Source organism: Janthinobacterium sp. 13, assembly GCF_002749695.1.
Classification (GTDB): Bacteria; Pseudomonadota; Gammaproteobacteria; order Burkholderiales; family Burkholderiaceae_D; genus Janthinobacterium; species Janthinobacterium kumbetense.
Window position 1 is genome coordinate 5,622,514 of record NZ_PEEQ01000001.1, and the last position, 26,096, is coordinate 5,648,609.

The window sequence follows — 26,096 nt, forward strand, 5'->3', positions numbered from 1 at the left end:
GAGCGCATGAGCATCATCAAACAATTTCCTTTTGAGTGGCAGGTTGGCGTGCGCTATACGCGTGCCGGGAAGCGCAGCGGCCGCAACAGCTTCATTTCCTTCATCTCCCTCATTTCCGTGGCCGGCATCGGCCTGGGCGTGGCCGCCCTGATCGTCGTCCTCTCCGTCATGAACGGCTTCCAGAAGGAAGTCACGGACCGCCTGATGTCGGTGCTGGCCCACGTCGAGGTGTTCGATACCAGCGGCTCGATGCCGAATTGGCAGGCGCAGGAGCACGCCGCCTACGCCAACCCGCAAGTAAAAGCCGTGTCGCCGTTCGTGGAAACCCAGGGCATGCTGCTCAATGACGAAACCATGCGCCCGTCCGTCGTGCGCGGCGTGCTGCCGCAGCAGGAAGCCACCGTCTCCAGCGTGGCTTCCCAGATGAAGCAGGGCAGTTTCAAGGATCTCACGGCAGGCTCGTACAACATCGTGCTGGGCATCGACCTGGCCAAGGCGCTGGGCGTGCAGGTGGGGCAGAACGTCACCCTGATGCTGGAACGCGAGCCGAAGGCGGGCGACCCGGCCACTGGCATCGTCATGCCGCGCATGCGCGCGCTCAAAGTCGCCGGCATCTTCGAGGCCGGCCACAATGAACTCGATGGCAGCCTGGCGTTCGTCAACATGCAGGATGCGGAGCAGCTGCTGCAGCTCGACGGCCCGTCCGGCCTGCGTTTGCGCCTGCACGACATGAACCAGGCGCCGCAGGTGGCGCGCGAATTGAAAGCGTCGATGCCGGGCCAGCTGTGGATGCGCGACTGGTCGCGCGCCAGCGCCAGCTGGTATGCGCTGGTGCAAAGCCAGAAGAACATGATGTTCATCATCCTCAGCATGATCATCGCCGTGGCCGCGTTCAACCTCGTCTCGACCCTGGTCATGTCGGTCACCGACAAGCAGGCCGACATCGCCATTTTGCGCACCCTGGGCGCCTCGCCGTTCTCGATCATGAAGATCTTCATGATCCAGGGCGCGCTGGTCGGCTTGCTGGGGAGTGCTTTGGGCGTGATCGGCGGCGTCGTGCTGGCGCTGAACGTGGGCGTCATCGTACCCTTCATCGAAGGCATCTTCGGCCTGCACTTCATCTCGAAGGAAATCTACCAGATCAGCGCCGTGCCGTCGGACGTGCACTGGCTGGACGTGGCGCAGATCGGCCTGATCGCCTTTGGCCTGGCGCTGGTGGCGACCATCTACCCGAGCTGGCGCGCCGCGCGCGTCAAGCCGGCCGAGGCGCTGCGCTACGAATAACACTCCAAGAAACGATAAAGACCGCCTGAACAATGAGTATTTTCAAGAATTTGCCCTTCGAATGGCTGGTCGGCCTGCGCTACACGCGGGCCGGCAAGCGCAGTGGCCGTAACAGTTTTATCTCCTTCATCTCGCTCATTTCCATGGCCGGCATCGGCCTGGGCGTGGCGGCGCTGATCGTCGTGCTGTCCGTGATGAACGGCTTCCAGAAGGAAGTGACGGACCGCATGCTGTCCGTGCTGGCCCACGTGGAAGTGTTCGACAACAGCGGCAGCATGCCCGACTGGCGCGCCGAAGCGGCGCAGGCGTTCAAGAATCCCGCCGTGAAAGGCGCCGCGCCGTTTGTGGAAACGCAAGGCATGCTGCTGCGCGACGATGCGCTGCGTCCCGCCATCGTGCGCGGCGTGCTGCCCGAGGAAGAGCCGAACGTCTCCGACGTGGCCGGCCAGACGCGCATGGGCAGCTTCAAGGCCCTGCAGCCGGGCACCTTCAATATCGTGCTGGGCATCGAACTGGCGCGCGCGCTGCGCGTCAACCTGGGCGAAAAAGTCACCTTGATGCTGGCGCAGGGCCAGGTCACGCCGGCCGGCGTGCTGCCGCGCATGCGCAGCTTTACCGTCAGCGGCATCTTCCAGGCGGGCCACAATGAATTCGACGCGGGTTTGGCCTTCATCAATATCGAAGACGGCCAGCGCTTGCTGCGCCTGGACGGCCCGTCCGGCCTGCGTTTGCGCCTGGCCGACATGAACCAGGCGCCGCAAGTGGCGGCGGAGCTGAAAAAAACCATGCCGGGCGACCTGTGGCTGCGCGACTGGTCCAAGCTGAACGCCAACTGGTTCGCCGCCGTGCAGACGGAAAAGCGCATGATGTTCATCATCCTGACCCTGATCATCGCGGTGGCCGCCTTCAACCTGGTCTCGACCCTGGTGATGACGGTGACGGACAAGCAGGCCGATATCGCGATTTTGCGCACCCTGGGCGCGTCGCCCCGTTCCATCATGAAGATCTTCATGATCCAGGGCGCGCTGGTGGGCATCCTGGGCACCATCCTGGGCGTGGGCGGCGGCGTGCTGGTCGCCATGAACATCGACGTCATCGTGCCCTTCATCGAGCACCTGCTGGGCGTGCAGTTCCTCTCCAAGGACATCTATTTCATCAGCACCGTGCCGTCCGACCTGCGCTGGCCCGACGTCACCAAGATCGGCGTGCTGGCCGTGATCCTCGCCTTCCTGGCGACCCTGTACCCAAGCTGGTGGGCTGCCCGCGTGAAACCTGCGGAAGCCCTGCGCTATGAATAAACCACTGACTATGACCATGACCGATCTGAACAAACCTGCCTCCAACGGCGCTTCCGCCGATTCCGCCGTCCTCAGCTGCCGCGGCCTGGGCAAGACTTTCACGCAGGGCAGCTACAAGGTGCAGGTCCTGGCCGGCATCGACATCGACGTCCACCGCGGCGAGCGCGTCGCCATCGTCGGCGCTTCCGGCTCCGGCAAGTCGACCCTGCTGCACCTGCTGGGCGGACTCGATACGCCCACCAGCGGCAAGGTGACCCTGCTGGGCAAGGATTTCGCCACGCTCAGCGAAAAGGCGCGCGGCGACTTGCGCAACGCCTCGCTGGGTTTCGTCTACCAGTTCCACCACCTGCTGCCCGAGTTTTCCGCGCTGGACAACGTCGCCATGCCGCTGATGATACGGCGCATGAAGCGCGCGCCCGCCACCGAGCTGGCGCAGCAGATCCTCACGCGCGTGAACCTGGCCAAGCGCGTCACGCACACGCCGGGCGAATTGTCGGGCGGCGAGCGCCAGCGCGTAGCCCTGGCCCGCGCCCTCGTCACGCAGCCGGCCTGCGTGCTGGCCGATGAACCGACGGGCAACCTCGATCACGCCACGGCCGAACAGATTTTCGACCTGATGCTGGAATTGTCGCGCACCCTGGGCACGGCCTTCGTCATCGTCACGCACGATATCGAGCTGGCCAAGCGCTGCGACCGCGTGCTGCGCCTGACGGACGAAGGGCTGCAGCCGTACCAATACTAGGAATTCGCCATGTGGATCGACACGCACTGCCACCTCGACGCGCATGAATTCGGCAGCGAATCGCTGCAGGTGGCGGCGCGCGCGCAGCAGCAGGGCGTGGGCATGATCGTCATTCCCGCCGTCGAACGGGCCAATTTCAGCATCGTGCGCGATCTGGCGGCAACGGCGCCCAACGCCTGCTATGCCCTTGGTATACACCCGATCTACGTGCCGCACGCCACGGACGACGATTTGATCGCCCTGCGCGAGGCCGTGCAAGCCGCCATGGCCGACCCGAATTTCGTCGCCATCGGCGAAATCGGCCTCGATTTCTTCATTCCCATGCTGTGCGAACCGGCCATGAGAGTCAAACAGGAGCATTTCCTGCGCGAGCAGCTGAAGATTGCCCGCGACTTCGACCTGCCCGTGCTGACCCACGTGCGCCGCTCGCAGGATATCGTCCTCAAGCACGCGCGCCAGATCCGCCCGAACGGCGGCATCGCGCATGCCTTCAACGGCAGCTTCCAGCAGGCGCAGGGCTATATCGACCTCGGTTTCAAGTTGGGGTTTGGCGGCGCCATGACGTTTACGCGCGCGCTGCAGATACGCCGCATGGCCGCCGACCTGCCTTTGGAAGCCATCGTGCTGGAGACGGACGCGCCCGACATTTCCCCCAGCTGGATCCACCCTGGCCGCAACAGCCCCGAAGAATTGCCGCGCGTCGGCGCCGTGCTGGCCGAGCTGCGCGGCCTTGATATTGCGCAAGTGGCGCTTGCCACCGGCGCCAACGCGCGCGCCGTGATGCCCCGATTACCCCTGATGGAGTGAGACCATGAACAAGAAAATGCTTGCGGGCGCCCTGGCAGCCTGTATGTCCACCGTGTTGGCGCCCGTCCAGGCGGCGACCGCCGCCCAGTGCGACGGCATGCCGCGCCTCGACGTCACCACGCCGGCCGGCTTTTGCGTGGCCGTGCTGGCCGACGGCCTGAAATTCCCGCGCGGCGTGCTGCCGCTGACGAATGGCGACATCGTCGTCACGGACATGGCGGGATGGGCGCCGAAGCAGGGTAAATTATGGCTGTTGCAGCCCAAGGCGGCCGGTGGCGGCTACGAGCGCAAGCTGTTGCTCGACAAGCTCGATCGCCCGAACGGCATCGTGCAGGGGCCGGACGGCATGGTCTACGTGGGCGAGGTGGGGCGCATCTTCCGCTTCGACTTGCGCGATCCGGCCCGCGCCATCACCGACGTGATCGGCGGCACGGCCAAGACGCCGCGCCTGCCGGGCCTCGGTTTGCACCTGCTGACGAACATGCGTTTCAGCCCCAAGGGCGACCTGTATGTGAACGTGGGGTCGAGTACCGACCATTGCGAGAACGATGGCAAGGCGCCCGATCCGGCCAAGGCTTGTCCCTCGGCGGAAGGCCTGGAAGCGCTGGGCGCCATCCGCGAATACACGATGGCGTGGCCGGCCGGCACGGTGACGAGCTGGCGCACGCATGCGCGCGGCTTGCGCAATTCGATGGCGCTGGCCTTCCATCCGGCCACGGGCGAGCTGTGGCAGGCGGAAAATTCGCGTGATGCCATCCAGGCCGCCATGCCGCAGCTGAAAAGTGACGAAAACCTGCCGCATGAAGAACTCAATTTGATCAAGGCCGACCGGCACTATGGCTGGCCGTACTGCTACGACGACAATGTGGCCAGTCCCGAATATCCGAAGACGGCTTGCGACGCCCAGTATGCGGCGCCGCAGCGCCTGCTGCCCGGCCATGCCGCGCCGCTGGGCATGACCTTTTACACGGCCAGCCGCTACCCGGCGTTGTACAAGAATAGCCTGATCATCGGCTACCACGGCTACCGCAGCAATGGCCACCGCCTGGTGGCCCTGCTGCCCGACAAGGCTGGCGCGCCGCTGGGCAAGTCCGTCGAGTTGATCGGCAACTGGGAGCGCAAGGGCAAGCAGGGCAGGGGCGCACCCGTCGACGTGAAGCAGGGGCAGGATGGCGATATCTATATGGCCGATGACCATAATGGGCTGGTGTTGAAACTGCATTACGAGGCGGGCAAACCGTAATGCATATCGCTTGACCTCGCTCAGTGCGGGGGCTGCCGCATCCTCCTACAATCGGCCTGAGGTTCCCTATCGTCCAGGGGCAACGGGAGGCCGGCGTGAAACCCGCATTCATCAATCTGCGTGAAAATTACTCGAGCGTGGCGGCCGTCGACCAGGCGGCCTTGTTCGGCGAAATCGGCTGGGAAGACTTGATCGGCAAGGACAGCTTTGCCAATACCTGCGCCATCCGCGTCAGCCTGGCCCTGATCAAGGCCGGCGTCCAGGTCCGGGGCCGCATGGCCATCCGCAAGGGGCCGTTCAAGGGCGCGCTGATCGAACCGGGACAGGCCAAGCTGGCGCACATGCTGGCCAGCCCGTCGATGTTCGGCGCGCCCGAAAAATTCGCCAGGAATGCCGCCATCGCCGGCATCGGCCAGCGCCAGGGCCTCGTCGCCTTCTTCCGCATTCCCGGCTACCTGGGCGGCGCGGGCGGGCATATCGATATCCTGCTGCCGTCCATCGGCGTCAAGGAGTGCGGCACCGAATGCTACTGGGAGTGTGGCGAGGTCTGGTTCTGGCCACTCCATTGACGCATGCTTTCTACGCTTGTTTGAACTTCTTCGAGCGTCCGCGCGAAGCCGCATTGTGCGCGCGCAGGATGGAATCGACCCGCTCGGACGCATCGCGCGACAGGTTTTGCGCCACGGCGATATCGGGGAAGAATTCGGGCAGGCGGTAGCTGAGCCACGCATACGCGGAATAGTAGCGGCACGTGTCTTCCACCTGCTGCAGATTCTGCGTGCCGCCGCCATACGCGTGCTGGCGCAAGGTAGACGTCTTGCCCTGCGACAGATTCTTCGCCCAGTGTTCCCACGCCGTTTGCAGGGACGGCACCTTGCTCGATATCGGCACCAGCGACAGGGTGAACTTGTCGGCCACGGACAGGGGCAGGGTGTCGAGCCAGATGGCGCGCTCCTTCTGGTCTTCCGTGATGCGGGGGAAGAAAAAGCCATCCGGCACGTCGATATTGTGGATGAAGCGGCGCAGCAGCTTCGACAGCGACAGTTCGCCCGTCACCGACGAAATGCGGTGCAGGTGTTCCAGCGACGGCGCCACGGCAAAGCCGCTGGTGTTCAGCGGATGCAGCTTTTCCTTCAGCAGGGCGCGCATCACTTCATGCGTCTCGTTGTCGTAGCCGGCCACGAGGCCCTCTTCATGCACGCCGTAGCGGCCCGCGCGCCCGGCGATCTGGCGCGCCAGCGCGGCCGAAATCTCTTCCTCCTCGCGGCCATTGTATTTGACGCAGGTGGTCATGACGATGCGCGCGATCGGCATGTTCAGGCCCATCGCCAGCGCGTCCGTGCCGACGACGATATCGGCCGTGCCGTCGCGGAAGCGCTGCGCCTGCGCGCGCCGCACTTCCGGCGACAGGTTGCCGTAGACGGTGGCCACCGACAGGCCAGTTTCCGTGATCATGTCGCGCCACATCAGCACTTCGCGGCGCGAAAAGGCGATGACGGCGTCGCCGCGGCGCAGGTTGCGCACCTTGCGCACGGCCGTCGGCTCCATCGACAGGGGCGCCATGCGTTTCAAAACATGTACTTCCAGCGGGCAGTCCAGGCGCTCGGCCAGCGCCTCGATGGCGCGCCGCGCTTCGGGCGCCCCTACCAGGTAGACGGTGTGGGCGGGCGCGCCGCAGACGGCCGCCGTCCATGCGGCGCCCCGGTCCGGGTCGGCCAGCATCTGGATTTCATCGATGACGGCCACTTCGACGACGGTTTTCGTGTCCAGCATTTCCACCGTGCTGGCCACGTGCGTGGCGCCGTCGACGACCCTGCGTTCCTCGCCCGTGATCAGGCTCACGGCCAGCGGCTTGCCATGCGGCGCGGCTTCCTGCAGGCGTTCGTAGTTTTCCAGGGCCAGCAGGCGCAAGGGCGCCAGGTAGATGCCGCTCTTTGCCTTGACCAGCGCTTCCATGGCGCGGTGCGTCTTGCCGGAATTCGTGGGCCCGAGCAGGGCGACGAAGCGGCGCGGCAGGCGGCGCGCCATCTCGAACGAGGCGGGATATTCGGCCAGGTTGATGCTCTGGCGCGTGCGCGCCGCATGCTGTTCTTCCTGCTGGCGCTCGATGGCGTGATTGAAGCGCTGGCGGATGCGGTCGAACACCATGCCGGCCGGCTCCGACGTCTGCATGTCGGCCAGCGTGTGCAGGAAGACCATCGGGTCCGTGTCCACGTCCTCGCTCAAGCCCGCGATATCGGCGACGAAATCGATCACGTGCTGGCGCAGCTCCTCGAAGACGGCTGCGCTGGCCCGTTCGCGCACCAGGGCCAGCTTGGTTTCGCGGTCCATCTTGCGCCACTTGGCCGGCCGCGCCAGCACGCCCTGGCTTGGTACCAGCGCATACGGCACCACCAGGTGGCCCGCCTTGACGACGCCGGAAAAGCGCACGAAGACGCGGCCTTCCATCTTGACGAGGCGGATATGCTCGGCCAGTTCCCCCAGTTCCGCGACCAGGGTGGCGTCGTTATTGTCTTCGCTGCTGTCGGAAAGGTCGGTGGAAGTGTCGGGAGGAAGTGCGGAGGAAGTCATGTCGTGCCTGGGTGTTGAAGTAAGCGAGGCCGATTATACCGTGCGCAGGGTAAAGATTTTGTCCGGCGCGCGGTGCGGCCGCTGCAGCAGCGCTGATCTTGAAAGCGGTGATGCCTGGGCTGGATAAGCTTCCGGCAAGCGTGGAAAACAGCGCTTCCACGGTATCGCGAATCAGGTTGCCTGGATGCGAAATGGGCTGGCGATATCTGACGGTTTGCGCTTGCCGGTTTTTGCCTGTTGCGCTTATATCCGGCTGAAAAATTATCAAATATATTTTTATTAATAATGTCTATTTTTTTAATTTAATTGTGGAATATAAATTATCTTAACATTGATGGTGGCAGAGAGTCTGTTTCTATCAGCGCATGGCGACGATATTTACATGGCGTGCAGATTGTTTTTTTGCGGGGCAGGCTTGCACATATTCGCTTGCGTGCATCGGCAATAAATAAGCGCCGCGTTGTTCCAATGGCGCCAGCGGCAGCCGGCGCGCCGATGACGGCCACCGAGACTGCAGATTTGAAATTCAACCTGGCGCACAGTGAGCGAACCGCGCCTGCAATGTTGATTGCATGAGCAATTGTGCAGCGGGGTGAAATGAATTGAATTATCTTGACAATTAATAATGGTGAGCTGATCATGGCCTCAGATTTTTCGAGGAAATTTTGGCATGTTTTCAAAAACATCTGAAATCGACGGCGATATGCGGCATTATTCTCGCTGGCGGTCTTGCTATCGGCTGGGGCGTGCCGAATTTATATGAACGGCTGCAGCGTGCGTATGGCGAAAGGAATCGCAGCGCGTATTTTGCCGGCACCGCCACCAAGGTTGTTGTGTATGGCACGCAGACCTGTCCTTATTGCGCGAAAGGGCGCGCCTATCTCCAGGATTTCCACTTCGCGCTGACGCACAGCCAGCTAGCGATGAACCAAGACATACCTGTGTATGTGGCCCTGCGCCGGAGGATGGCGCGCGCAGGGATTCATCAGCCATCCGACTTGAGGAGAACACCATGAATAAAAAGCTCGCTGCGTTTCTTTTTGCGACCGGTCTCGGTTTAGCCGTGACTGCGACGCCAGCCTTTGCCAGCTGCTATAGCGCCTGCGCCGCCGAATGGCGGGCTTGCATTGCCAGCGGTACGTCTCAAGCCGAGTGCGGCGCCGAGCGGTCCGCCTGCCAGCAAGGCTGCAATTGACAGGAGAGCGCAGCCCGCTAGCGTAGCCTGTTGCCATCGACGCCAGCAAGCCATGGCGCCGATGGCAGTTCAGGCGGCACGCGCGCATACCAGGCGCAGGCCCCAGCCGGTGGCGATCTTGCCATCGCCGTCTTGCAGCGGCGCCATGGCCTCCATGAGCGCGCTGCGCAGGCGCCGCCTGGCGCCGTCGTCCAGGCGGTCGATATCGTAGGTGTCCAGCAGGGCGGTCCACAATTCGCCCGGCGTTGGCGTCCATGGCACGTCGATATCGTCAAACGCGACGTCTGCGAAACCGGCATCGAGCAGTTCGCGCCAGCCCGCTTCCGATCCAGCGCGCCGGTCGCCGAAGCGCATGCTTGGCAGCGCGTCGCTGGCGATCGGCTTGAACACGCGCATGAAAACGTCGTTGACTTCGCCCAGCAAGAATGTCCGGCCGACGATGGCCGCGAATTGGCCAGCGGGACGCAGCACGCGGCGCATTTCGCGCACGACTTGTTCGATGTCGTCCATCAGCATCAGCGCCATGTGCGAGACGAGATAATCGACGCTGGCCGATGGCAGGTCCAGCGCCTGGGCGCGTCCCAGCAGCAGCCGCACGGAAGCGGGCAGGGCTGCGCGCGCGGCAGCCAGTTCCGCTTCGCTCATGTCGGCGCCGAGCAATTGTAGCCGGGGCTGCCGCCTGGCTGCCAGCAAACCCAGCAGATGGCCATCGCCGCAGGCCAGGTCGAGCACGCTCAATGGCGTGTCCGCGCTTGGTATCAGGCTGGTCAGCACGTCGTAGGACGAGGCCCAGCCGCCGGTGCGGGAACTGGCCGGCAGATGGGCAAACGCGGCGCTGGTGACGCCCACTTGCCTTTGATGAAAGTCCTGCAAATAGGTTTCGGCCTCAGTCAGTGGTGTCATGCAAGGTTCGCAAAGTCATGGCGCCTTGGCGCCGGATGGTCATCTTAGCATGCGGAAAGTGTCGCCAGCGGTGGCGGCGGATGGCGTGCAGGGCCGCGTTTATCCACGCCACCATTGCGCCAGATCAGAGGGCAAAAAGTGGGAAAGGGCACAGTAGCTGAATCCCTTTCGCGTCGAGTTCCCATGCGCACCCTGATACTCGGCTTTGCCGCTGGCGCCGCCTGGTTGCAGACGCAGGCCAGCTTGCCGCCGCATGCGGGCGTGCTGCTGTGGGGGATCGCGGGCGCAGGGTGGGCGGCGAGTGTGGCGCTGCGCCGTCACGGGGGCTGGCGCTGCGTTATCTCGCTTGCCGCTGGCGTAGGACTGGGCTTTTATTGGGCGGCCTGGCTGGCCCAGGCCGCCATGGCGCCGCAACTGGCGCTGGCCGATGAAGGGCAGGATATTGTTGTCACGGGCACCGTCGCCAGCCTGCCGTACCGCTTCGAGCAGGGCGTACGTTTTAACTTTGCCGTGGAAAAGGCGGTTGGCGCGCAGGTTCCTCCCTTGATCGCCTTGTCCTGGTATGCGGGTTTTCGCGATGAAGTGACGAACGAGGTGGGCGACGTTCAGCCGGGCGAGCGCTGGCGCCTCACCGTGCGGCTGCAGCGTCCGCACGGCAATGCGAATCCCATGGGCTTCGACTACGAGGCCTGGCTGCTGGAGCAGGGCGTGCGCGCCACGGGCTATGTGCGGCCGCAGCCGCGCGCCGATACGCCGAATGTGCGCCTTGCCACCTTCGTGCCCGGCTTTGGCAACGTGGTGGAAGCGAGCCGCGCGGCCTTGCGCGCGCGCATACTGCGCAGCCTGGAAGATAGGCAGTATGCGGGCGTGATCGTGGCGCTGGTGGTGGGCGACCAGCGCGCCATCCCCCAGTCGGACTGGCAAGTATTCAACCGCACGGGTGTGAGCCACTTGATCTCCATCTCGGGTTTGCACATCACGATGATCGCGGGACTGTTCGCCCTGGGCGCGGGCACGCTGTGGCGGCGCTCGTTTTTTACCGACTGGCAACTGCCCTTGCGGCTGCCGGCGCAAAAGGTGGCGGCGCTGGCCGGCGCGCTGGCAGCGTTCCTGTATGTGCTGCTCGCTGGCTTCGGCGTGCCTGCGCAGCGCACCTTGTATATGTTGCTGGTGGTGGCGCTGGCCTTGTGGCTGGGGCGCATCACCAGCATAGGCCACGTGCTGTGCCTGGCGCTGGGCGTCGTCGTGCTGCTCGACCCGTGGGCCGTGCTGTGGCCTGGTTTCTGGCTGTCGTTCGGCGCCGTCGCCACCATGTTGTATGCGACGGCGGGCCGCGCCACGGCGCCTATGCCGCTGCAGGGGGGCCGGTGGCGCCGCCTGCGCGCGGCCGTGGCGCTGGGCGCCCACACGCAGTATGTCGTGACGGTGGGGCTGGTACCGTTGACGATGCTGCTGTTTTCGCAGGTGTCGCTGGTTTCTCCCGTGGCCAATGCGCTGGCCATTCCCGTCATCAGCCTGGTCGTCACGCCTCTGTCTCTGCTTGGCAGCCTGCTGCCCGCGCCCCTGTCCGATGGACTGTTGCTGCTGGCGCACGCCATTGTGCAGATGCTGGCACAGGTGCTGGACTGGCTGGGTGCGCGCCGCTTTGCCGTGTGGACGGCGCCCGCGCCGCCAATGTGGAGTTTTTGCTGGGCATTGTTCGGCACGGCATGGCTGCTGGCGCCACGGGGATGGCCCCATCGCTGGGCAGGCATGCTGGGCTGGCTGCCGCTGCTGACGGCCTTGCCGTCCAGCCCGCCGCCGGGCCAGTTGTGGGTGACTGCCTTTGACGTGGGACAAGGCATGGCCGTGCTGGTGGAAACCCACGGTCACCGCCTGCTGTATGACACGGGCCCTGCCTACAGCCTCGATTCCGATGGCGCCAGCAGGGTCATCGTGCCTTACCTGCGCGCGCGCGGCATCGCCAGGCTCGACGGCGTGATCATTTCCCACAGCGACCTCGATCACGCGGGCGGCGCCGTATCCTTGCTGGAAAACGTGCAAGTGGGCTGGCTGGCCTCGTCCCTGTTCGACGGCCACCCGGCCATCGAGGCTCGGCGCCAAGCCCGGCTCCCGTATCTGCATTGCGTGGCGGGCCAGAGCTGGACCTGGGAAGGCGTGCATTTCGCCATGTTGCATCCCTTGCCCGCCAGCCATACGGACATCAGCCTGACGCCGAACGCCCGCAGCTGCACCGTGAAAATCACGGCAGGCAAGCACTCGATCTTGCTGGCCGGCGACATCGAAGCGGCGCAGGAAGCGCAATTGCTGGCGCGCTCGATGGAGGGCGAACTGGCGGCCGACGTGCTGCTGGCGCCGCACCACGGCAGCGGCACGTCTTCCACGCCGGCGTTTTTGAGCGCCGTGCATCCGACCCTGGCCATTTTCCAGGTGGGGCACCGCAACCGCTATAAACATCCGAAGGCGCAGGTGTATGCGCGCTATGGCGACATGGGCATTACCCGCTTGCGCACGGATGTGGAGGGGGCAGTGGCGCTGGCGTTTGGGGACAATATCGAGGTGACGCGGTACCGCGCCAGCCGGCCGCGCTACTGGCATGGCCGATAAAGTAATACACCTCATCGGATACGGGACAGGAGGCCGATCATGTGCGATGAATGCAATCGTTTCGAGCGTTTGCTGACGAAAGTCGACGACCTTTACCGGCGCTTGCGTTCGATTCAGTCGAATCAATGGTTATGTCAAGTGGAGATGATTTCACCAGCGTTGGCGCAGGCGATACAGCATACGGGTATTGGTATTGCGAGTGGCTTGTTTACTGGTTTGGTCTTATTTGGATTGCAATTCACGAGCGATCAGCTTGTCAGTGACATGGCCAAGTCGTTACAAGGGGAATTTATTGCGCATTACATGGCCATTCCCTCGCCGCTGTCCAGTCTTGTCCTATTCCTGGTGTCATGCACCATGTTGTTGGCTGCAGAGTGGGGGCATTTTTTAAGGCAGAAAGTACTAGTGCCTGTCATACATGGCATCTCGCATACAGTGTCAATGACCACCGGGATGTTATTGTCGCTCGTCTTTTCGGAAGTGCTGACCAAGAGTCTTCTATCGAATGTTAGGCAATGGTTGGGCAGCCTCCTTGTTATTTTGATAGTGTGGCTACTCGCAGTGACGATGAACGCAGTTATTTATTTGTGTCGCTACGGCGTGGTGGGGCTATGGCGAAATAAGCGTTGCGCTGGCGAAGACTGTCCTGTTTTGCAAAAAAAGTATGAGGTCCTGCACTTTATTTTTCCGCTGGTGGGCATTTTTCTAATACTGTATTTGTGGGGAGATGTCAGGCGGAGTGCCTTACAGGTGGCGGATGCTGCCAGGGCCAATAAGACGGCGAGTTGTGCAGTTGTGCATTGACGTTCCGCGCGGCGACCGCGCAGGCGTCTGTGGTGCAGGCCTTGCTGGCGCTGCTGTACGCTGCCATGCGCGAGGTGGCCGTCTTTGCCTTCGACGGCGCGCAGTTCGCCGTGTATGGCGATGCCATCGTGGCGCAATAGACCCTAACTTTCTCTTTCATCCGGTATCTCCATCCCCCTTTTGCGCACATACTCCAGAAACAACCGCGCCCCCTTGGCCATGCGCGAGGTGCCGTACACGGCATGGATGCTGGGGTCCAGCTCCTTCGATGACGTGAGGCGGTAGGCCGTGCAGACCCGCCGCAGGGTGCCGGCGGCCACGGCTGGCTCGGCCAGCCAGCTGGCCAGGCGCACGATGCCGGCGCCTTCCAGGGCCGCCTGGAAGGTGGCGATGCCGGAAGTGAAGCGGAAGCGGGGCTGCACCTGGTAGCGCACGTTGCGTTCGCTGGAAACGAAATGCCAGTCGCGCAGGATGCGGGGGGCCGAGTGCATGATGATGTCGTGGCCGGCCAGCTCTTCCGGTTCCCCGGGCGCACCCATGCGTTCTATATAGTCGGGCGAGGCGTACATGTAGCGGCGGTAATTCCACAGGGGGTAGCCGATCAGCTCGCTGGACTGGGGAAAGGCGCCGCGGATGGCAAAGTCCAGCTTTTCCTGGATGGGGTCGATGGATTTGTCCGAGAAATGGATATCCACCGACACGTTCGGGTAGTCGCGCGAGAATTGCGCCACCACTTTCGGCAGGAAGCCCAGCGAGAGGATTTCCGGCGCCGACAGGCGTACCCAGCCTTGCGGGGAATTGCTCAGTTCCGCCAGTTGGTCTTCCGCCTCGGCCTGCGTTTCCAGCAAGTGCTTGGCCGACGCGTAATACGTTTCGCCGGCCGTCGTCAGGGTGAACTGCTTTTGCGTGCGCAGGATCAGCTCGGCGCCGATGGCGTCTTCGAGGAACTGGATGGCGCGCGTGACGGCTGACGGCGAGCGCCCCAGCATGCGCGCCGCGTGGATGAAGCTGCGCTTTTCCACCACGGTGCAAAAGGCGCGGATCTCCCACATCAGTTTCATCGACATTGCGTGACTCCCGGCAAAAGAGGCCAGTAGACCGTACGGGGCGCATTCCGTCAAGCGTTACGCCTGATTGCGCTTTCCGCAATATGAAGTTGCATCCGGAAAAATCCACGGCGCCTATACTGCCGCTGTCGCCCATTCCTCATTGCCTATCATGCTGACCATCTCGCTGCTGTGTTTATTTGCCTTCTTTGCCGGCCTGATCGATGCCGCCGTGGGCGGGGGCGGGCTGATACAGCTGCCGGCCCTGTTCAACCTGATGCCGAACATGGCCTCGACCTCCTTGCTGGGCACGAACAAGCTGGCGTCCGCCTGCGGCACCACGTTTGCCGCCCGCTCGTTTGTCGGCAAGGTACATATTCCGTGGCTGCTGGTGCTGCCCGCCGTGGCCAGCGCCTTTGTCATGTCCTTCATCGGCGCGGCCGCCGTGTCGTATGTGCCGCAGCAGGTGGTGCGCCCGATGGTGCTGGTGTTGATCATCATCATGGCCATCTACACCTTCATCAAGAAAGATTTCGGCACGACGCGAGAGGCGCGCTCCATCGGTCCGCGCGAACGCATCCTCGCCATCGTCATCGGCGGCGCCATCGGCTTCTATGACGGCCTGTTCGGGCCGGGTACGGGCAGTTTCCTGATTTTCCTGTTCATTCGCGTCTTCGGCTTCGATTTCATCCTCGCTTCGGCCTGCTCGAAACTGGTGAATATCGCCACCAACGTGGCCGCGCTGGCCTTTTTCATTCCTGCCGGTCACGTGGTGTATGCCGTGGCTGCACCGATGGCTGTGTGCAACATCCTGGGCGCCCTCACGGGCACCTGGATCGCCGTGCGCCGCGGCGCCGCCTTCGTGCGCATTTTGTTCCTCGTGCTGCTGGTGCTGCTGATCTTCAAGTTGTCCTACGACATTTTCTTCAAGTAAGTTTCTGAACGACAACAAGCCATGAAAACCATCCAGGGCGTGCTGTGGGACAACGATGGCGTGCTGGTCAACACCGAGCAGCTGTTTTACGAAAGCAACCGCGACTTGCTCTTGCCCTACGGCATAGACTTGACGCCGAAGCAATTCTTTGACTGGTTCCTGGACAATAACTACGGCGCCTGGCATGTGCTGCTGGGGCAGGGCCATGAGATCGAACTGGTCGAGCGCTTGCGGGCCGAGCGCACCGCGCTGTTCGCGCAGCGCTTGCGCCAGGCGCGCCAGCTGGCCATGCCGGGCATCGGCCAAGTGCTGGCGGCGCTGCGCCCGCACGTGGCCATGGGCGTGGTCACCAGTGCCTACGAACAGCATTTCCGGATCAGCCATGCGGCCACGGGCTTGTTGCGCCACTTCGACTTCGTGCTGACGCGTGAAATGTATGGCGAAAGCAAGCCGGCGCCCGACGGCTACCAGCTGGGCTTGCAGCGCCTGGGCCTGGCCGCCGCCGACTGCGTGGCCGTGGAAGACTCGCCGCGCGGCTTGCGCGCCGCCAATGCGGCCGGACTGGAATGCATTATCGTGCGCAATCCCATGAACCGTCACCATGCGTTCGACGACGCTTTCTGCGTCGTGGATTCCAACGCCGAGCTGGCCGAAGTGCTGGCGGCGTTCGTGCCCGGCATGGCCCATGCGCCCCGGCAATTAGAGTCCTTCCTCTGATACGTCTTGCCGGCATGCCATTACAATTGTTTATCGCATTCACCGGCACCGACTCACGATGACCCTCCCGCAACTGCACTTTGCCCATGCCAACAGTTATCCAGCCGGCACTTACCGCAAGCTGTTCGGCTTGCTGGGACAGCATTACACCGTGCAGGCGCTCGACATGCATGCGCATGATCCCGAATACCCCGTCAGCACGGGCTGGCCCGAGCTGGTGCGCGAGTATATCGACGACCTGGAGCGCCGCTACAGCGCGCCCGTGATCCTCGTCGGCCATTCGCTGGGCGGCATGCTCAGCGTCATGGTGGCCAAGCAGCGGCCCGACCTGGTGCGTTGCGTGGTCTTGCTTGATTCGCCCGTGGTGGCGGGCTGGCGCGCCTTGCTGGTGCGGTTGGCGCGCAACACGGCGCTGGGCGAGCGTTACTCTCCCGCCCGTTTTTCCGCCCGGCGGCGCAAGCTGTGGCCCGATGCGCAAGCTGCGTATGAGCATTTTGCCGCCAAGGACATGTTCGCCATCTGGGCGCCGCAAGTCTTGCGCGATTACATCGACAGCGGCCTGGCGCCACATCCGGACGGGGTGCAGTTGCGCTTTACGCGCGAAGTGGAAACGCAGGTCTACCGCAGCTTGCCGCACCACATCGGCGGCCTCGTCAAGGATGGTTTTCCAGTGCCCATCGGTTTTATCGGCGGCACGGAATCGGTGGAATGCCGCCAGGCGGGCTTGACTGCTACGCGCAAGCTGGTCGGCAAATTTTTCCGCCAGGTGCCGGGCGGGCATCTGTTTCCCATGGAAAACCCGGAACTGACGGCGCAAGTGGTGCGCGAGATGATCACCTCGCTGTTGGCTAAACACTAGCCGACTGGCAAGGATTTTCAGCGGGCAAGGGCCAAAAGTGGCGGTTTTTCGCGTAAAATCCTGCCATCCGGGCCACGCCTGCAGCAGGCGTGCGGCCCCAGCCATTCCGATATTCTAGAAAGATACCCCTGCGATGACGATTAAAAGCGATAAATGGATACGCCGCATGGCGGAAACAACGGGCATGATCGAGCCGTTCGAACCGGGCCAGGTCAAGGAACGCGACGGCAACCGCATCGTTTCCTACGGCACCTCCAGCTATGGCTATGACATCCGTTGCGCCGACGAGTTCAAGTTGTTTACCAACATCAACACCACCATCGTCGACCCGAAGGATTTCGACGCGAACAATTTCGTCGACGTGTCCGGCAAGGGCTATTGCATCATCCCGCCAAACTCGTTCGCGCTGGCCCGTACCGTCGAGTATTTCCGCATTCCCCGCAACGTGCTGACGATTTGCCTGGGCAAGAGCACCTATGCGCGCTGTGGCATCATCGTCAACGTCACCCCGTTCGAACCGGAATGGGAAGGCTATGTGACCCTGGAGTTTTCCAACACGACACCGCTGCCGGCGAAAATCTACGCCAACGAAGGCGTGGCGCAAGTGCTGTTCTTCGAGTCCGATGAAGTGTGCGAAACGTCGTACAAGGACCGCGGCGGCAAATACCAGGGCCAGGTCGGCGTAACGTTACCCAAGACCTGATCGCGGTGAAGGGAGGGGCGCCAGCCGTCTTTCCCTGTCTTTACCTGCCTTTACACCTGCGGCACTACATCCGCGCCCATGCTTGCCGTTAACCTTGGTATCGAAACACTGAGGAGGCATCATGGTAGCGGCAATCGGTTCAGGCAGCGCGGTCAGCGCGGCGGGGAGCGCCAGTTCGGGCAGCAGTTCGCAGATCGCGGCGCTGCAAAAGCAGATCACGGCGGCGCAAAAGCAGTTGACGGAGTCGCAGAAGGGCGAGCAGACGGAGGCGTCGCAAAAGCTGCAGCAGCAGCTGGCGCAGCAAATCCAGGCCTTGCAGGCGCAAATTGCCCAGTTGCAAGCTGCCGCCGCGCAGAAAGCGGCGCAGCAAGATGCTCAGCCGGCCAGCAGCGCCGATACGGCGACGAGCCCGGCCAAATCGACTTCGTCCACCCTGGGCAGCATCATCGATACGCAGGCGTAACAGCAACTCCGCGCGTAAAAGACGCCAGGCTCGCCGACAGGTCAGCTTGGCGTTTTGACGGGCAACAACATTTCCACGCACAGTCCGCCACCGCTGCGCAAGCTGGCCCCGATGCGGCCGCCATGGGCGTTGATGACGTGCTGGGCGATGGCCAGGCCCAGGCCATGGCCGTCCGTGCTGTGCTGGGTATTGCTGGCGCGGAAGAATGGTTCAAAAATGCGGGCCAGGTCGGCGCTGGCCACGCCGGGTCCCCGGTCCAGCACGGCGATGCGCAAGTAATCATGCTGGCGCGACAGTTCGACATCCACCGTGCCGCCGTCGGGGCTGTGCTTGACAGCATTGCGCACCACGTTTTCCACGGCGCGCGCCAGCAGTTCGGGCTGGCCCGTGACGCTGGCGTCGGCCATGGCCGCGTCGACCGCCAGGTCGATGCCCATCAGGCGCGCCCTGGCTTCATAGCGGGCGTCGTCCACGATGTCGTGCACAAGGTCGGCGATGCCGACGTCTTCGCTGTGCGCGTGCCCCGCGCCCGCTTGCACGGCGCCCGCTTCCAGCCGCGACAGGGTCAGCAGTTCACCGATCAGCTTATCCATGCGCTCGCTTTCGCGTTCGATGCGCTGCATCGAGGCGGCCATCTTTTCCGGCTGCTGGTGCGCCAGGCCGATGGCGGCCTGCAAGCGCGCCAGCGGCGAGCGCAGCTCATGCGAGACATCATGCAGCAAGCGCCTCTGGCTGTCCATGAGGCTGCGCAAACGGCCCGTCATGCGGTCGAAATCGCGTCCCAGGTCCGTCAATTCATCGCCGCGCTTGCCGCTGGCGTGGAAGCGCGGCGCCAGGTTGCCGTGCGAGGCGGCCTCGAACGCCTGCCGCAGGTCGCGGATGGGACGCGCAAAATACCAGGCCAGCAAAAAGGCGAACAGCAGGCTGGCGGCGATGGCGGCGGCCAGGGGAATGAAAGTGCGATAGGGGCTGTCCATGCGCGGGCCGGGCGGCATGCCGCGGCCGAATTCGCCGCGTGGCGGCGGGGCACCCGCTTCGCTGGGGCGTGGACCGGGTCCCATGGTGCGCGGGCCGCTCAGGGTGACGGCGTTGAGCGTGTCGCGCGCGGCGCCCGCCTCGGCATTGCGGAAGCGTTCGGACGAGGGCAGGAACAGCAGGTAGCGCTTGCCGTCGCTGCCGGCCACGTCGCGCACGACGGGATGGGCCTGGCTTTGTTGCAGCATGGCGCGCGCCTTGGCCAGCATGGCGGGATGCACCGTGCGGCCCATCAATTCTTGCCCTTTGGCATCGACAGCAAACACGCGCATGCGTTCGAGCTTGCCCAGGAATTGCCGCAAGGCCTGGCTGCCGCCCGCTTCCACGGTGGCGCTGGCGGCCTCGATGATCATTTGCGCGGGCGGGCTGGTATCGATGTCGAGGGCCCGTTCCTGCTGCGCGGCCCGGTTTTTCAGCCAGAAGGTGCCGCCGATGCCGATGGTGGCCGTCACTTGCGCCAGCATGATGCACAGAAAAAACTTCCAGAACAGACGGCCCACGCTTACTCCTTGATCAGCTGGTAGCCGAGACGGTACACGGTTTGCAGGCAGGAACGGCCATCGGCCAGGCTGCCCAGCTTGCGGCGCAGGCTGCTCAAATGCACGTCGATATTGCGGTCGAAGCGGGCCATGGGCCGGCCCAGGCCCAGTTCGGACAGCTGATTCTTGCTCACGGGCTTGCCCGCATGGCGCACCAGCACTTCCAGCAGGTTGAATTCCGTGCTCGTCAGCTCCAGGTGCGCGCCGGCCCAGGCAACGCGGCGCTGCTCCGGCCACATCGTCAACTGGCCCACGGTCAGCGGCGCCAGGCCCGAGGTGTCCTGCAGCGCCGCTTGCGCACGGCGCAGGATGGCACGGATGCGCGCCGTCAGCTCGCGCGGCGTGCACGGTTTTGTCACGTAATCGTCGGCGCCCAGCTCCAGGCCCACGATGCGGTCCGTATCGTCGCCGCGCGCCGTCAGCATCAGGATGGGCAGGTTGCTGCCGGCGCGGATGCGGCGCAGGGTTTCCAGGCCATTCATGCGCGGCATCATGACGTCGAGGATGGCGATGGCGTACAGGCCCGTCAGCGCCTCGGCCGCGCCGCTTTCGCCGTCATGCACGGCGCGGGCGTCAAAACCTTCCTGCGTCAGGTATTCCTGGAACATGCCGACCAGTTCCACGTCGTCATCGATTAACAAAACCTTGCTCATGCCTGTGCTTTTTTCGGGTGAATATCGCCCGATGATAGCAGTCAAAGGGGGCCGTTCAGGGCGGTTTTACCCGCTTTTACATACGTCCGCTTACATTTGCGCACCTTCCTTTACACGCTTTTACGCCGCCCTAACGTTGCTTTACATGCCAGACGCCCACAATCAGGGCTGATCGCCACGAAAGGAAAGCCCGATGAAATACCTGAGTATTGCCGTATCCCTGTTGCTGCTGTCCGCCTGCAGCATGCCGCTGCTGGCGCTGGCCCAGCAAGAAGCTGCACCCATGGAAGGGCCGCCGCCCGGCCTGCTTCACGGACCCGGCGGACCCGGTGCGCCAGGCTTGCCGCCATTCCTGCGCGGCATCGACTTGAGCGAAGCGCAGCAGGACAAGATTTTCGCCGCCACCTATGCCCAGGCGCCCTTGCTGCGGGAACAGGAAAAGATCGCCTTCAAGGCCCATGCGCAGCTGCGCGCGCTGGCCGCCTCCAGCGCCTACGACGATGCGAAGGCCAGTGCGCTGGCCAGCACGGCGGCGCAAGCCATGGCGCAGATCAGCTTGCAGCAGGCACGGCTGGAGCAGCAATTGCTGGCCGTGCTGACGCCGGAACAGCGCAAGCAGGCGCAGCAGCGGGGCGACAGCCGCCCCGGCCCGCGCCGCCCCCAATAAGCACAGGAGAGCGAGATGAGCATCAGTGCCTTGAGTTCGACCAGCGCCGCCAGCCAGCTGAGCGCGTTCAGCCGCCTGGGCGGCGGCGGCAATACCGGCAGTACCAGCGGCGCGGGCGGCACGCGGCCGTCAAAACCCGACGATGGCGCATTTCTCGACGCTATTTCCAGCGCCTTGTCATCGATCGGCGTGACGGTCGATGCCAGCGATGGCGATAGCGCGACGGACGGCGCCAGCGCCGCCGGCAGCGGCGACGCGGGCCAGGCGCTGGGCGCCTTCCTGCACCAGTTGATGGGCAGCCTGCATGCGCAGAGCGGTGGCGGTGCCGGCGGGCAAGACGAGGGGGCAGAGCCGCCTTCGGGGCCGCCACCCGGCGGTGGCGCGCGCGGCGGCCCCGGCAATATCGAGTCGGATTTGCAAAGCCTGCTGCAAAAACTCTCGTCATCCGGCAGCGATGCCAGCGACAGCGCGCAGAGCGCGGACGGCAGCGTGACGGACTTGCAGTCCAGCTTTGCCAGCCTGCTCAGCGCGCTGGGCGGCGATGAGGGCGGCACGAGCAGCAGCAAACTGAGCAGTTTCCTGCAGGCGCTGTCGGGCAGCCTGGGCGCGGCGAGTGCGGGCGGCAGCCTGTCCGCCAGCGGCAACCTGGTCGATACAACGGCTTGAGCCATGGAACGCAAGCTCGCCATTGCCGCCAGGAAGGCGCTCGCGCAACGGGCCACGCAGGCGCTGTTCCTGTGCGCCAGCCTGAGTCCTGCCCTGGCGAGCTTGCCCTATTTGATGGAATACATATGGACTTACATGATCACGGTCTGGCATCCGACCTCGAAATGATGCGGCAACAGGCGTTTGAACGGCGGCAAGTCTTGCGCTGGCTGCTGGCCGGCGCCGCCACCTTGCCGTTGATGAGCTGCGGCGGCGGGTCGGACGCCGGCGGCACGGCCGCGAGCGGCGGCGTCACAGGCACGTCCGGCGGCGCCGGCAGCGTCACGATACCGACCGCGGGCGCCTGCACGGTGATTCCCGAGGAAACGGGCGGGCCGTATCCGGCCGATGGCACGAACACGAATGGCGGCAGCATCATCAACGTGCTGAACCAGACGGGCGTCGTGCGCAGCGATATCCGCGCCAGTTTCAATGGCGCCACTGGCGTGGCGGCAGGCGTGCCCTTGACCATCAATTTGCAGTTGCTCAATGCCAGCGGCGGCTGCGCCAGCCTGGCCGGCTACGCCGTCTATCTGTGGCATTGCGACCGCGACGGCCTGTATTCGCTGTATTCGAGCGGCGTGACGGCGCAAAATTATTTGCGCGGCGTGCAGGAAACGGACAGCGCGGGCAAGCTGGCGTTTACGACCATCTTTCCCGGCTGCTACGCGGGACGCATACCGCACGTGCATTTCGAGGTGTATCCCAGCCTGGCCAAGGCGGCCAGCGCCGCGAACCGCATCAAGACGTCGCAGTTTACCTTCCCGATGGCAACGCTGAACGAGGCTTACGCGGCCAGCGGCTACACGGCCAGCGTGCGCAACCTGGCGCAGATCAGCTATGCCACCGACAATGTCTTTGCCGACGGCACCAGCTTGCAGATGGCGACGGTGACGGGCAATGCCACCGATGGTTATGTGGTCACCCTGACGGTGGCCGTGAACGGTTAAGTTGCCGTCATGAAACCCAGGTCGCGCCTGCTGAAGTTGCCGATGTTCGGGAACACGTCGGCCAGCTGGCTGTCGGCCACGCCGAACCATTTGGCCAGGGTGGCGCCATACTGGTCGACGGAGGTGGTCGGCAGCAGGGAGCCGGAACCCACGTCCAGCTCATGGCCCAGGCCCGTGGCGGGGAAGGCGCCGTAGATGTCGCGGCCCTTCACGGCGCCGCCAACGACAAAGTGGTGCGCGCCCCAGCCGTGATCCGTGCCGTCGCCGTTGCTGCTGAAGGTACGGCCGAAGTCCGACGCCGTAAACGTCGTCACCTGGCGCCGCACGTCGGCGCCCTGCAGGGTGGCCAGGGTCGCGTCGAAATACGCGAGCGCGTGCGCCAGACGCGCCATCAGGTCGCCGTGCAATTCCTTTTGGCGGTCATGCGTGTCGAAACTGCCCAGTGTCACATAGAACACTTGCCGTTTCGCCCCCAGGGGACCGCGCCCGCCGATGATGCGCGCCACCGTCTGCAATTGCACGGCCAGCTGGTTGACGCTGGACGCGCCCGTGTTCGGGTTGATGTAGGGCGGCGGATTGGGCACGCCGCCCGCGCCGGCCGCCAGCATGGCGCCGCTCAGCACGCTCTGGCTGGAAATGGCGCGCTGCACCGTCGCCACGTGTTCCTGCTCCATCATGTCGTCGCCCGCCGTGCTGATGATGTCGCGCAAGGCGGTCTCGCCCTGGGTGGTGCCGAACAGGTAGCCGCCGCCGATATTGCGGATCGGCACGGCGCCTGCCTGGCCCACCTGGAACTGGCGCACCTGGCGCCCGCTCAGGAACAGCGCGTTTGACGCGGCCGAGATGGCCGTAAACGTCGCATTCACGTTACCCGTGCCGAGCAGGTCGCCCAGGCGTCCGCCCCAGCCGATGCTGGCGCCTTCCGGCAAGCCCGATTGCCAGGTCGATTGCTGGTCGTTATGCGAAAACAGTTTCGGCGGCAGCGCCACATTGCCCGCCTTGTATTGCGCCAGGGTCAGGGGCTGGATCAGGGTGCCCACGTTGGCAACGATGGCGGCGCGGCCGCCGTCGAACAGGTCTTTCACGGGAGCGAGGGCGGGGTGCAGGGCAAAGCTGCGGCCCGTTTGCGCCGTGGCGGGCGTGATCGGCAGCACGCCGCCCGTTTCGCCGACGCCGGGCAGGTGGATCGAATCGTTGCTGCCCGTGTTGCGCAGGCGCAGGTATTCGCTCCACGATGGCGTGTCCGTGGCCAGCACCGTGTTGAAGGAATCGTTGCCGCCGGTCATGAACAGGCAGACGAGGGCCTTGTAGTCGTCGGCGGACTGGGCCGCAGCCTGGCCCATGGCGGCCAGGTTGAGGGCGAATGGCGTGGCCGCGCTGCCGGCCAGGCCCAGCATGGAGCCGAGGAAGCGGCGGCGCGAGAAATGAGAGGTGATGGTCATGCTGCTTCCTTATTTTTGAACCAGGTATTCAGGCGAGGCCATGGCCAGGAAAATGGCCAGGTGCACGCGGTAGGTTTTTGCCGTCGTCACTTGCGCGGCATTGCTGCCGCTGGCGGCGGGAATCGCGATGCTCGTGACGGCCGCCAGGATCTTGCCGCGCAGCCGGGACGACATATTGCCGGACATTAACAGCAAGTTGACCCGGTCCAGCAAGGCGGCGGGCTGGTCGGCCAGGGCCACTTCGGCCGAGTAGTCGGCTTGCACGGCGCTGTTTTCCGCCACGCCGCCGCGGATGGCGTCCTGCATGAAGTTCAGGTAACCGGTGACGGATGGCTCCGACGTGATCTGCATTTCCGGCGCCACGAGGCCCGCCGTCGCCAGCGCCGAATTGGGCGGCACGTACGAGGGGCGGAAGTAGTTGAAGACGGACGGCGCGTTCATGGGATTCTGCCCCAGTCCCGACAGTGGATCGCTCAGGTAATAGATGCGGTACTGCAAGGCCGCATCCTTGGCGTGAAAGGCGCGCATCCAGTTGCCCAGGCGCACAAGCGGTTCGCGCAATTTGCCCGTGCGCAGGCTGCTGCCGGCTGGCGCCAGCGCGTCGGGGTCGAGCAGCACGGCGCGGATCACGGCCTGCATGTCGCCGCGCACGCCCGAACCATTGTTGGCGAAGGCGGCCGCAACCCTGCCCACATAGGCCGGGCTGGGGTTGCTGGTCACCAGGCGCTGGATCAGCTGGCGGCCGAAGAAGGGGCCGGCATTCGGATGGTTGAACAGGGTGTCGAGGGCCAGCGCCATGTCCGCTTCGCCGCCGGCGGCGCCCGCCGCGCTCACGCCCAGGAAGCGCTTTTCGCTGGTGGAGTGGTACGCCGCATAGTTCTGCATCGGTTTCCAGTCGCGGTCCGGATCGGCCACGCTGCCAAAGAAACGGTTCGCGCCCTGGTCCGGGCCGGCCCAGCTCCAGCCCGTAAATACTTTCGCCAGGCCGCCCACATCGTCGCGCGTGTAGGTGTCGATGGGCTTGCCGCCGGACAATTTCAATGAACCATCCGCATTCAGCTGGTACAGGCCGATGGTAAACAGCTGCATCACTTCGCGCGCGAAATTCTCGTCGGGCGTACGCGTGGCCGATTCCTTCTGGTTGCGCAGGTGCGACAGGTACAGCCCCATCATCGGATGGGTGGCCACGCCCTGCAGCAGGGTGCGGAAGTTGCCGAACGCATGTTGCCCCAGCATGTCGTAATAGCTGGCGACGCCCCGCGTTTGCGTCCATACGCTCTCGTTTTGCGTGGACACGACGAAGATTTCCGACAGGGCAAAGGCCACGCGCTGGCGCAACTGGTCGTCGCCGCGCACGGCTTGCTGCCAGAACGACTCGTAAAAGTCGTTCGGCACGGCCTTGGTGGCCGCCGCGCCCGCAACGGGATACTTGGCGTCGATATATTTGCGATGCAAGGTTTGCGGCTTGGAAAACTGCGCGCGGAACCAGGCGTCGCTGTCGCTGGCGGCGAGGGCGTCGATGGCCGCCATGTCCGGCCCGAACGTGGCGCGGCCCAGGAAGCGCGACGCTTCCGCACGCGTGAAGGTGGCGGTCTGGTTGGCCGGGGGCGTGGTCAGGGGCGGCGGCGGGATGGTGTCGCCCGGCTTGGTGCCGGGGGTGGCCGGATCGCCGGGGGCGGTGGTCGCGGGCGGCACGACCGATATGTCCGGGTTCTGGGTGGCGCCGGTCTTGCTGTCGCCGCCACCGCCGCAGGCGGCAAGCAGGCTGAGTAATGTGATGGCCAATAAACGGCGCAAGGTAGGGTCTATCATTTAGTTTCTTTCAGGCAATCAAATTCTGGCCCATTAATTGTAGGGCTTGCCTACCAAAATCCTGTTTCCAATTAACTATTTACGTGTTGGCCACGTTTATTTTTATCGTCCGTTGGC

General features: G+C 64.1%; 28 protein-coding genes. 20 read left to right on the top strand and 8 right to left on the bottom strand.

What is annotated here, in order from left to right; translation table 11 throughout:
* Positions 1–6 precede the first annotated feature (6 nt).
* The 6 genes from CLU94_RS24775 to CLU94_RS24800 all read left to right on the top strand — a co-directional run bounded on the left by CLU94_RS24775 (position 7) and on the right by CLU94_RS24800 (position 5,943).
* Positions 7–1,284, top strand: coding sequence for a lipoprotein-releasing ABC transporter permease subunit (locus tag CLU94_RS24775; RefSeq protein WP_099667587.1), 1,278 nt, complete (start codon positions 7–9; stop codon positions 1,282–1,284).
* A 32-nt stretch (positions 1,285–1,316) separates the two neighbouring features.
* On the top strand, positions 1,317–2,582 hold the full coding sequence (locus tag CLU94_RS24780; protein ID WP_034788539.1) for a lipoprotein-releasing ABC transporter permease subunit: 1,266 nt from the start codon (positions 1,317–1,319) through the stop codon (positions 2,580–2,582).
* 16 nt (positions 2,583–2,598) lie between these two features.
* Positions 2,599–3,324 carry a lipoprotein-releasing ABC transporter ATP-binding protein LolD gene (lolD, locus tag CLU94_RS24785; RefSeq protein WP_035819561.1) on the top strand — a complete coding sequence of 242 codons (726 nt, stop codon included), beginning with the start codon at positions 2,599–2,601 and terminating at the stop codon, positions 3,322–3,324.
* 9 nt (positions 3,325–3,333) lie between these two features.
* Complete coding sequence (locus CLU94_RS24790) at positions 3,334–4,131, top strand: TatD family hydrolase (RefSeq protein ID WP_099667588.1); 798 nt, start codon at positions 3,334–3,336, stop codon at positions 4,129–4,131.
* Between the two features lie 4 nt (positions 4,132–4,135).
* On the top strand, positions 4,136–5,374 hold the full coding sequence (locus tag CLU94_RS24795; protein ID WP_257218986.1) for a PQQ-dependent sugar dehydrogenase: 1,239 nt from the start codon (positions 4,136–4,138) through the stop codon (positions 5,372–5,374).
* A gap of 95 nt (positions 5,375–5,469) precedes the next feature.
* The gene (locus CLU94_RS24800) at positions 5,470–5,943 is read left to right on the top strand and encodes a T6SS effector amidase Tae4 family protein (protein ID WP_180278765.1); all 474 of its coding nucleotides are present in this window, start codon (positions 5,470–5,472) and stop codon (positions 5,941–5,943) included.
* Between the two features lie 10 nt (positions 5,944–5,953).
* Here the strand turns inward: CLU94_RS24800 and CLU94_RS24805 are convergent, their stop codons facing one another.
* Both CLU94_RS24805 and CLU94_RS28170 read right to left on the bottom strand, forming a co-directional pair.
* Positions 5,954–7,945 (bottom strand): helicase-related protein, encoded by a 1,992-nt coding sequence (locus CLU94_RS24805; RefSeq protein ID WP_099667590.1) that lies wholly within the window; start codon positions 7,943–7,945, stop codon positions 5,954–5,956.
* Positions 7,946–8,265: 320 nt separating this feature from the next.
* Positions 8,266–8,631 (bottom strand): hypothetical protein, encoded by a 366-nt coding sequence (locus tag CLU94_RS28170; RefSeq protein WP_143451530.1) that lies wholly within the window; start codon positions 8,629–8,631, stop codon positions 8,266–8,268.
* Here CLU94_RS28170 and CLU94_RS24810 point away from each other — a divergent pair.
* Positions 8,611–8,961, top strand: a complete 351-nt coding sequence (locus tag CLU94_RS24810; RefSeq protein WP_099667591.1) for a glutaredoxin family protein — start codon at positions 8,611–8,613, stop codon at positions 8,959–8,961. The genes CLU94_RS28170 and CLU94_RS24810 overlap by 21 nt on opposite strands.
* Positions 8,958–9,140, top strand: a complete 183-nt coding sequence (locus CLU94_RS28175) for a hypothetical protein (RefSeq protein WP_143451532.1) — start codon at positions 8,958–8,960, stop codon at positions 9,138–9,140. The genes CLU94_RS24810 and CLU94_RS28175 overlap by 4 nt, the downstream gene beginning before the upstream one ends.
* Positions 9,141–9,209: 69 nt before the next feature.
* Here the strand turns inward: CLU94_RS28175 and CLU94_RS24815 are convergent, their stop codons facing one another.
* On the bottom strand, positions 9,210–10,043 hold the full coding sequence (locus CLU94_RS24815; RefSeq protein ID WP_099667592.1) for a class I SAM-dependent methyltransferase: 834 nt from the start codon (positions 10,041–10,043) through the stop codon (positions 9,210–9,212).
* Positions 10,044–10,226: 183 nt separating this feature from the next.
* Here CLU94_RS24815 and CLU94_RS24820 point away from each other — a divergent pair, with 183 nt between their 5' ends.
* From CLU94_RS24820 to CLU94_RS28490, 3 genes are read left to right on the top strand one after another with little or no spacing between them, the layout of a single operon-like run.
* Entirely contained in the window at positions 10,227–12,650 is a 2,424-nt protein-coding gene (locus CLU94_RS24820; RefSeq protein ID WP_099667593.1) for a DNA internalization-related competence protein ComEC/Rec2, read from the top strand.
* Positions 12,651–12,689: 39 nt separating this feature from the next.
* Positions 12,690–13,454, top strand: a complete 765-nt coding sequence (locus tag CLU94_RS24825) for a hypothetical protein (protein WP_143451533.1) — start codon at positions 12,690–12,692, stop codon at positions 13,452–13,454.
* Positions 13,451–13,594 carry a hypothetical protein gene (locus CLU94_RS28490; protein ID WP_180278766.1) on the top strand — a complete coding sequence of 48 codons (144 nt, stop codon included), beginning with the start codon at positions 13,451–13,453 and terminating at the stop codon, positions 13,592–13,594. The genes CLU94_RS24825 and CLU94_RS28490 overlap by 4 nt, the downstream gene beginning before the upstream one ends.
* 3 nt (positions 13,595–13,597) lie before the next feature.
* Here the strand turns inward: CLU94_RS28490 and CLU94_RS24830 are convergent, their stop codons facing one another.
* Positions 13,598–14,521, bottom strand: a complete 924-nt coding sequence (locus CLU94_RS24830) for a LysR family transcriptional regulator (protein ID WP_099667595.1) — start codon at positions 14,519–14,521, stop codon at positions 13,598–13,600.
* 151 nt (positions 14,522–14,672) lie between these two features.
* On the opposite strand from CLU94_RS24830, the gene CLU94_RS24835 reads away from it, so the two are divergent.
* The 5 genes from CLU94_RS24835 (at position 14,673) to CLU94_RS24855 (ending at position 18,176) form a co-directional block, all read left to right on the top strand.
* Complete coding sequence (locus CLU94_RS24835; protein WP_099667596.1) at positions 14,673–15,434, top strand: sulfite exporter TauE/SafE family protein; 762 nt, start codon at positions 14,673–14,675, stop codon at positions 15,432–15,434.
* Positions 15,435–15,455: 21 nt separating this feature from the next.
* Entirely contained in the window at positions 15,456–16,151 is a 696-nt protein-coding gene (locus CLU94_RS24840; protein ID WP_099667597.1) for an HAD family hydrolase, read from the top strand.
* A gap of 58 nt (positions 16,152–16,209) precedes the next feature.
* A complete protein-coding gene (locus tag CLU94_RS24845; RefSeq protein WP_099667598.1) occupies positions 16,210–17,010 on the top strand; it encodes an alpha/beta fold hydrolase in 801 nt (266 codons plus the stop codon).
* A gap of 133 nt (positions 17,011–17,143) precedes the next feature.
* On the top strand, positions 17,144–17,713 hold the full coding sequence (gene dcd, locus CLU94_RS24850) for a dCTP deaminase (RefSeq protein WP_034755486.1): 570 nt from the start codon (positions 17,144–17,146) through the stop codon (positions 17,711–17,713).
* A gap of 121 nt (positions 17,714–17,834) precedes the next feature.
* Entirely contained in the window at positions 17,835–18,176 is a 342-nt protein-coding gene (locus CLU94_RS24855; protein WP_099667599.1) for a FlxA-like family protein, read from the top strand.
* A 41-nt stretch (positions 18,177–18,217) separates the two neighbouring features.
* Here CLU94_RS24855 and CLU94_RS24860 read toward each other — a convergent pair whose 3' ends face one another.
* Positions 18,218–19,711 carry a sensor histidine kinase gene (locus CLU94_RS24860; protein ID WP_099667600.1) on the bottom strand — a complete coding sequence of 498 codons (1,494 nt, stop codon included), beginning with the start codon at positions 19,709–19,711 and terminating at the stop codon, positions 18,218–18,220.
* 2 nt (positions 19,712–19,713) lie between these two features.
* Entirely contained in the window at positions 19,714–20,403 is a 690-nt protein-coding gene (locus CLU94_RS24865) for a response regulator transcription factor (protein ID WP_099667601.1), read from the bottom strand.
* A gap of 193 nt (positions 20,404–20,596) precedes the next feature.
* Here CLU94_RS24865 and CLU94_RS24870 point away from each other — a divergent pair, with 193 nt between their 5' ends.
* From CLU94_RS24870 to CLU94_RS24880, 4 genes are read left to right on the top strand one after another with little or no spacing between them, the layout of a single operon-like run.
* Positions 20,597–21,070 (top strand): Spy/CpxP family protein refolding chaperone, encoded by a 474-nt coding sequence (locus tag CLU94_RS24870; RefSeq protein WP_099667602.1) that lies wholly within the window; start codon positions 20,597–20,599, stop codon positions 21,068–21,070.
* Positions 21,071–21,085: 15 nt separating this feature from the next.
* Positions 21,086–21,736, top strand: coding sequence for a hypothetical protein (locus CLU94_RS24875; protein ID WP_099667603.1), 651 nt, complete (start codon positions 21,086–21,088; stop codon positions 21,734–21,736).
* A 3-nt stretch (positions 21,737–21,739) separates the two neighbouring features.
* On the top strand, positions 21,740–21,904 hold the full coding sequence (locus CLU94_RS28495) for a hypothetical protein (protein ID WP_171985041.1): 165 nt from the start codon (positions 21,740–21,742) through the stop codon (positions 21,902–21,904).
* A complete protein-coding gene (locus CLU94_RS24880; RefSeq protein ID WP_099667604.1) occupies positions 21,862–22,725 on the top strand; it encodes a dioxygenase family protein in 864 nt (287 codons plus the stop codon). The genes CLU94_RS28495 and CLU94_RS24880 overlap by 43 nt, the downstream gene beginning before the upstream one ends.
* On the opposite strand, the gene CLU94_RS24885 is transcribed toward CLU94_RS24880, so the two are convergent.
* Positions 22,722–24,167 (bottom strand): DUF1501 domain-containing protein, encoded by a 1,446-nt coding sequence (locus tag CLU94_RS24885; RefSeq protein ID WP_099667605.1) that lies wholly within the window; start codon positions 24,165–24,167, stop codon positions 22,722–22,724. The two genes, CLU94_RS24880 and CLU94_RS24885, sit on opposite strands and share 4 nt — an antisense overlap.
* Positions 24,168–24,176: 9 nt before the next feature.
* Entirely contained in the window at positions 24,177–25,979 is a 1,803-nt protein-coding gene (locus CLU94_RS24890) for a DUF1800 domain-containing protein (RefSeq protein WP_099667606.1), read from the bottom strand.
* Between the last annotated feature and the right edge of the window lie 117 nt (positions 25,980–26,096).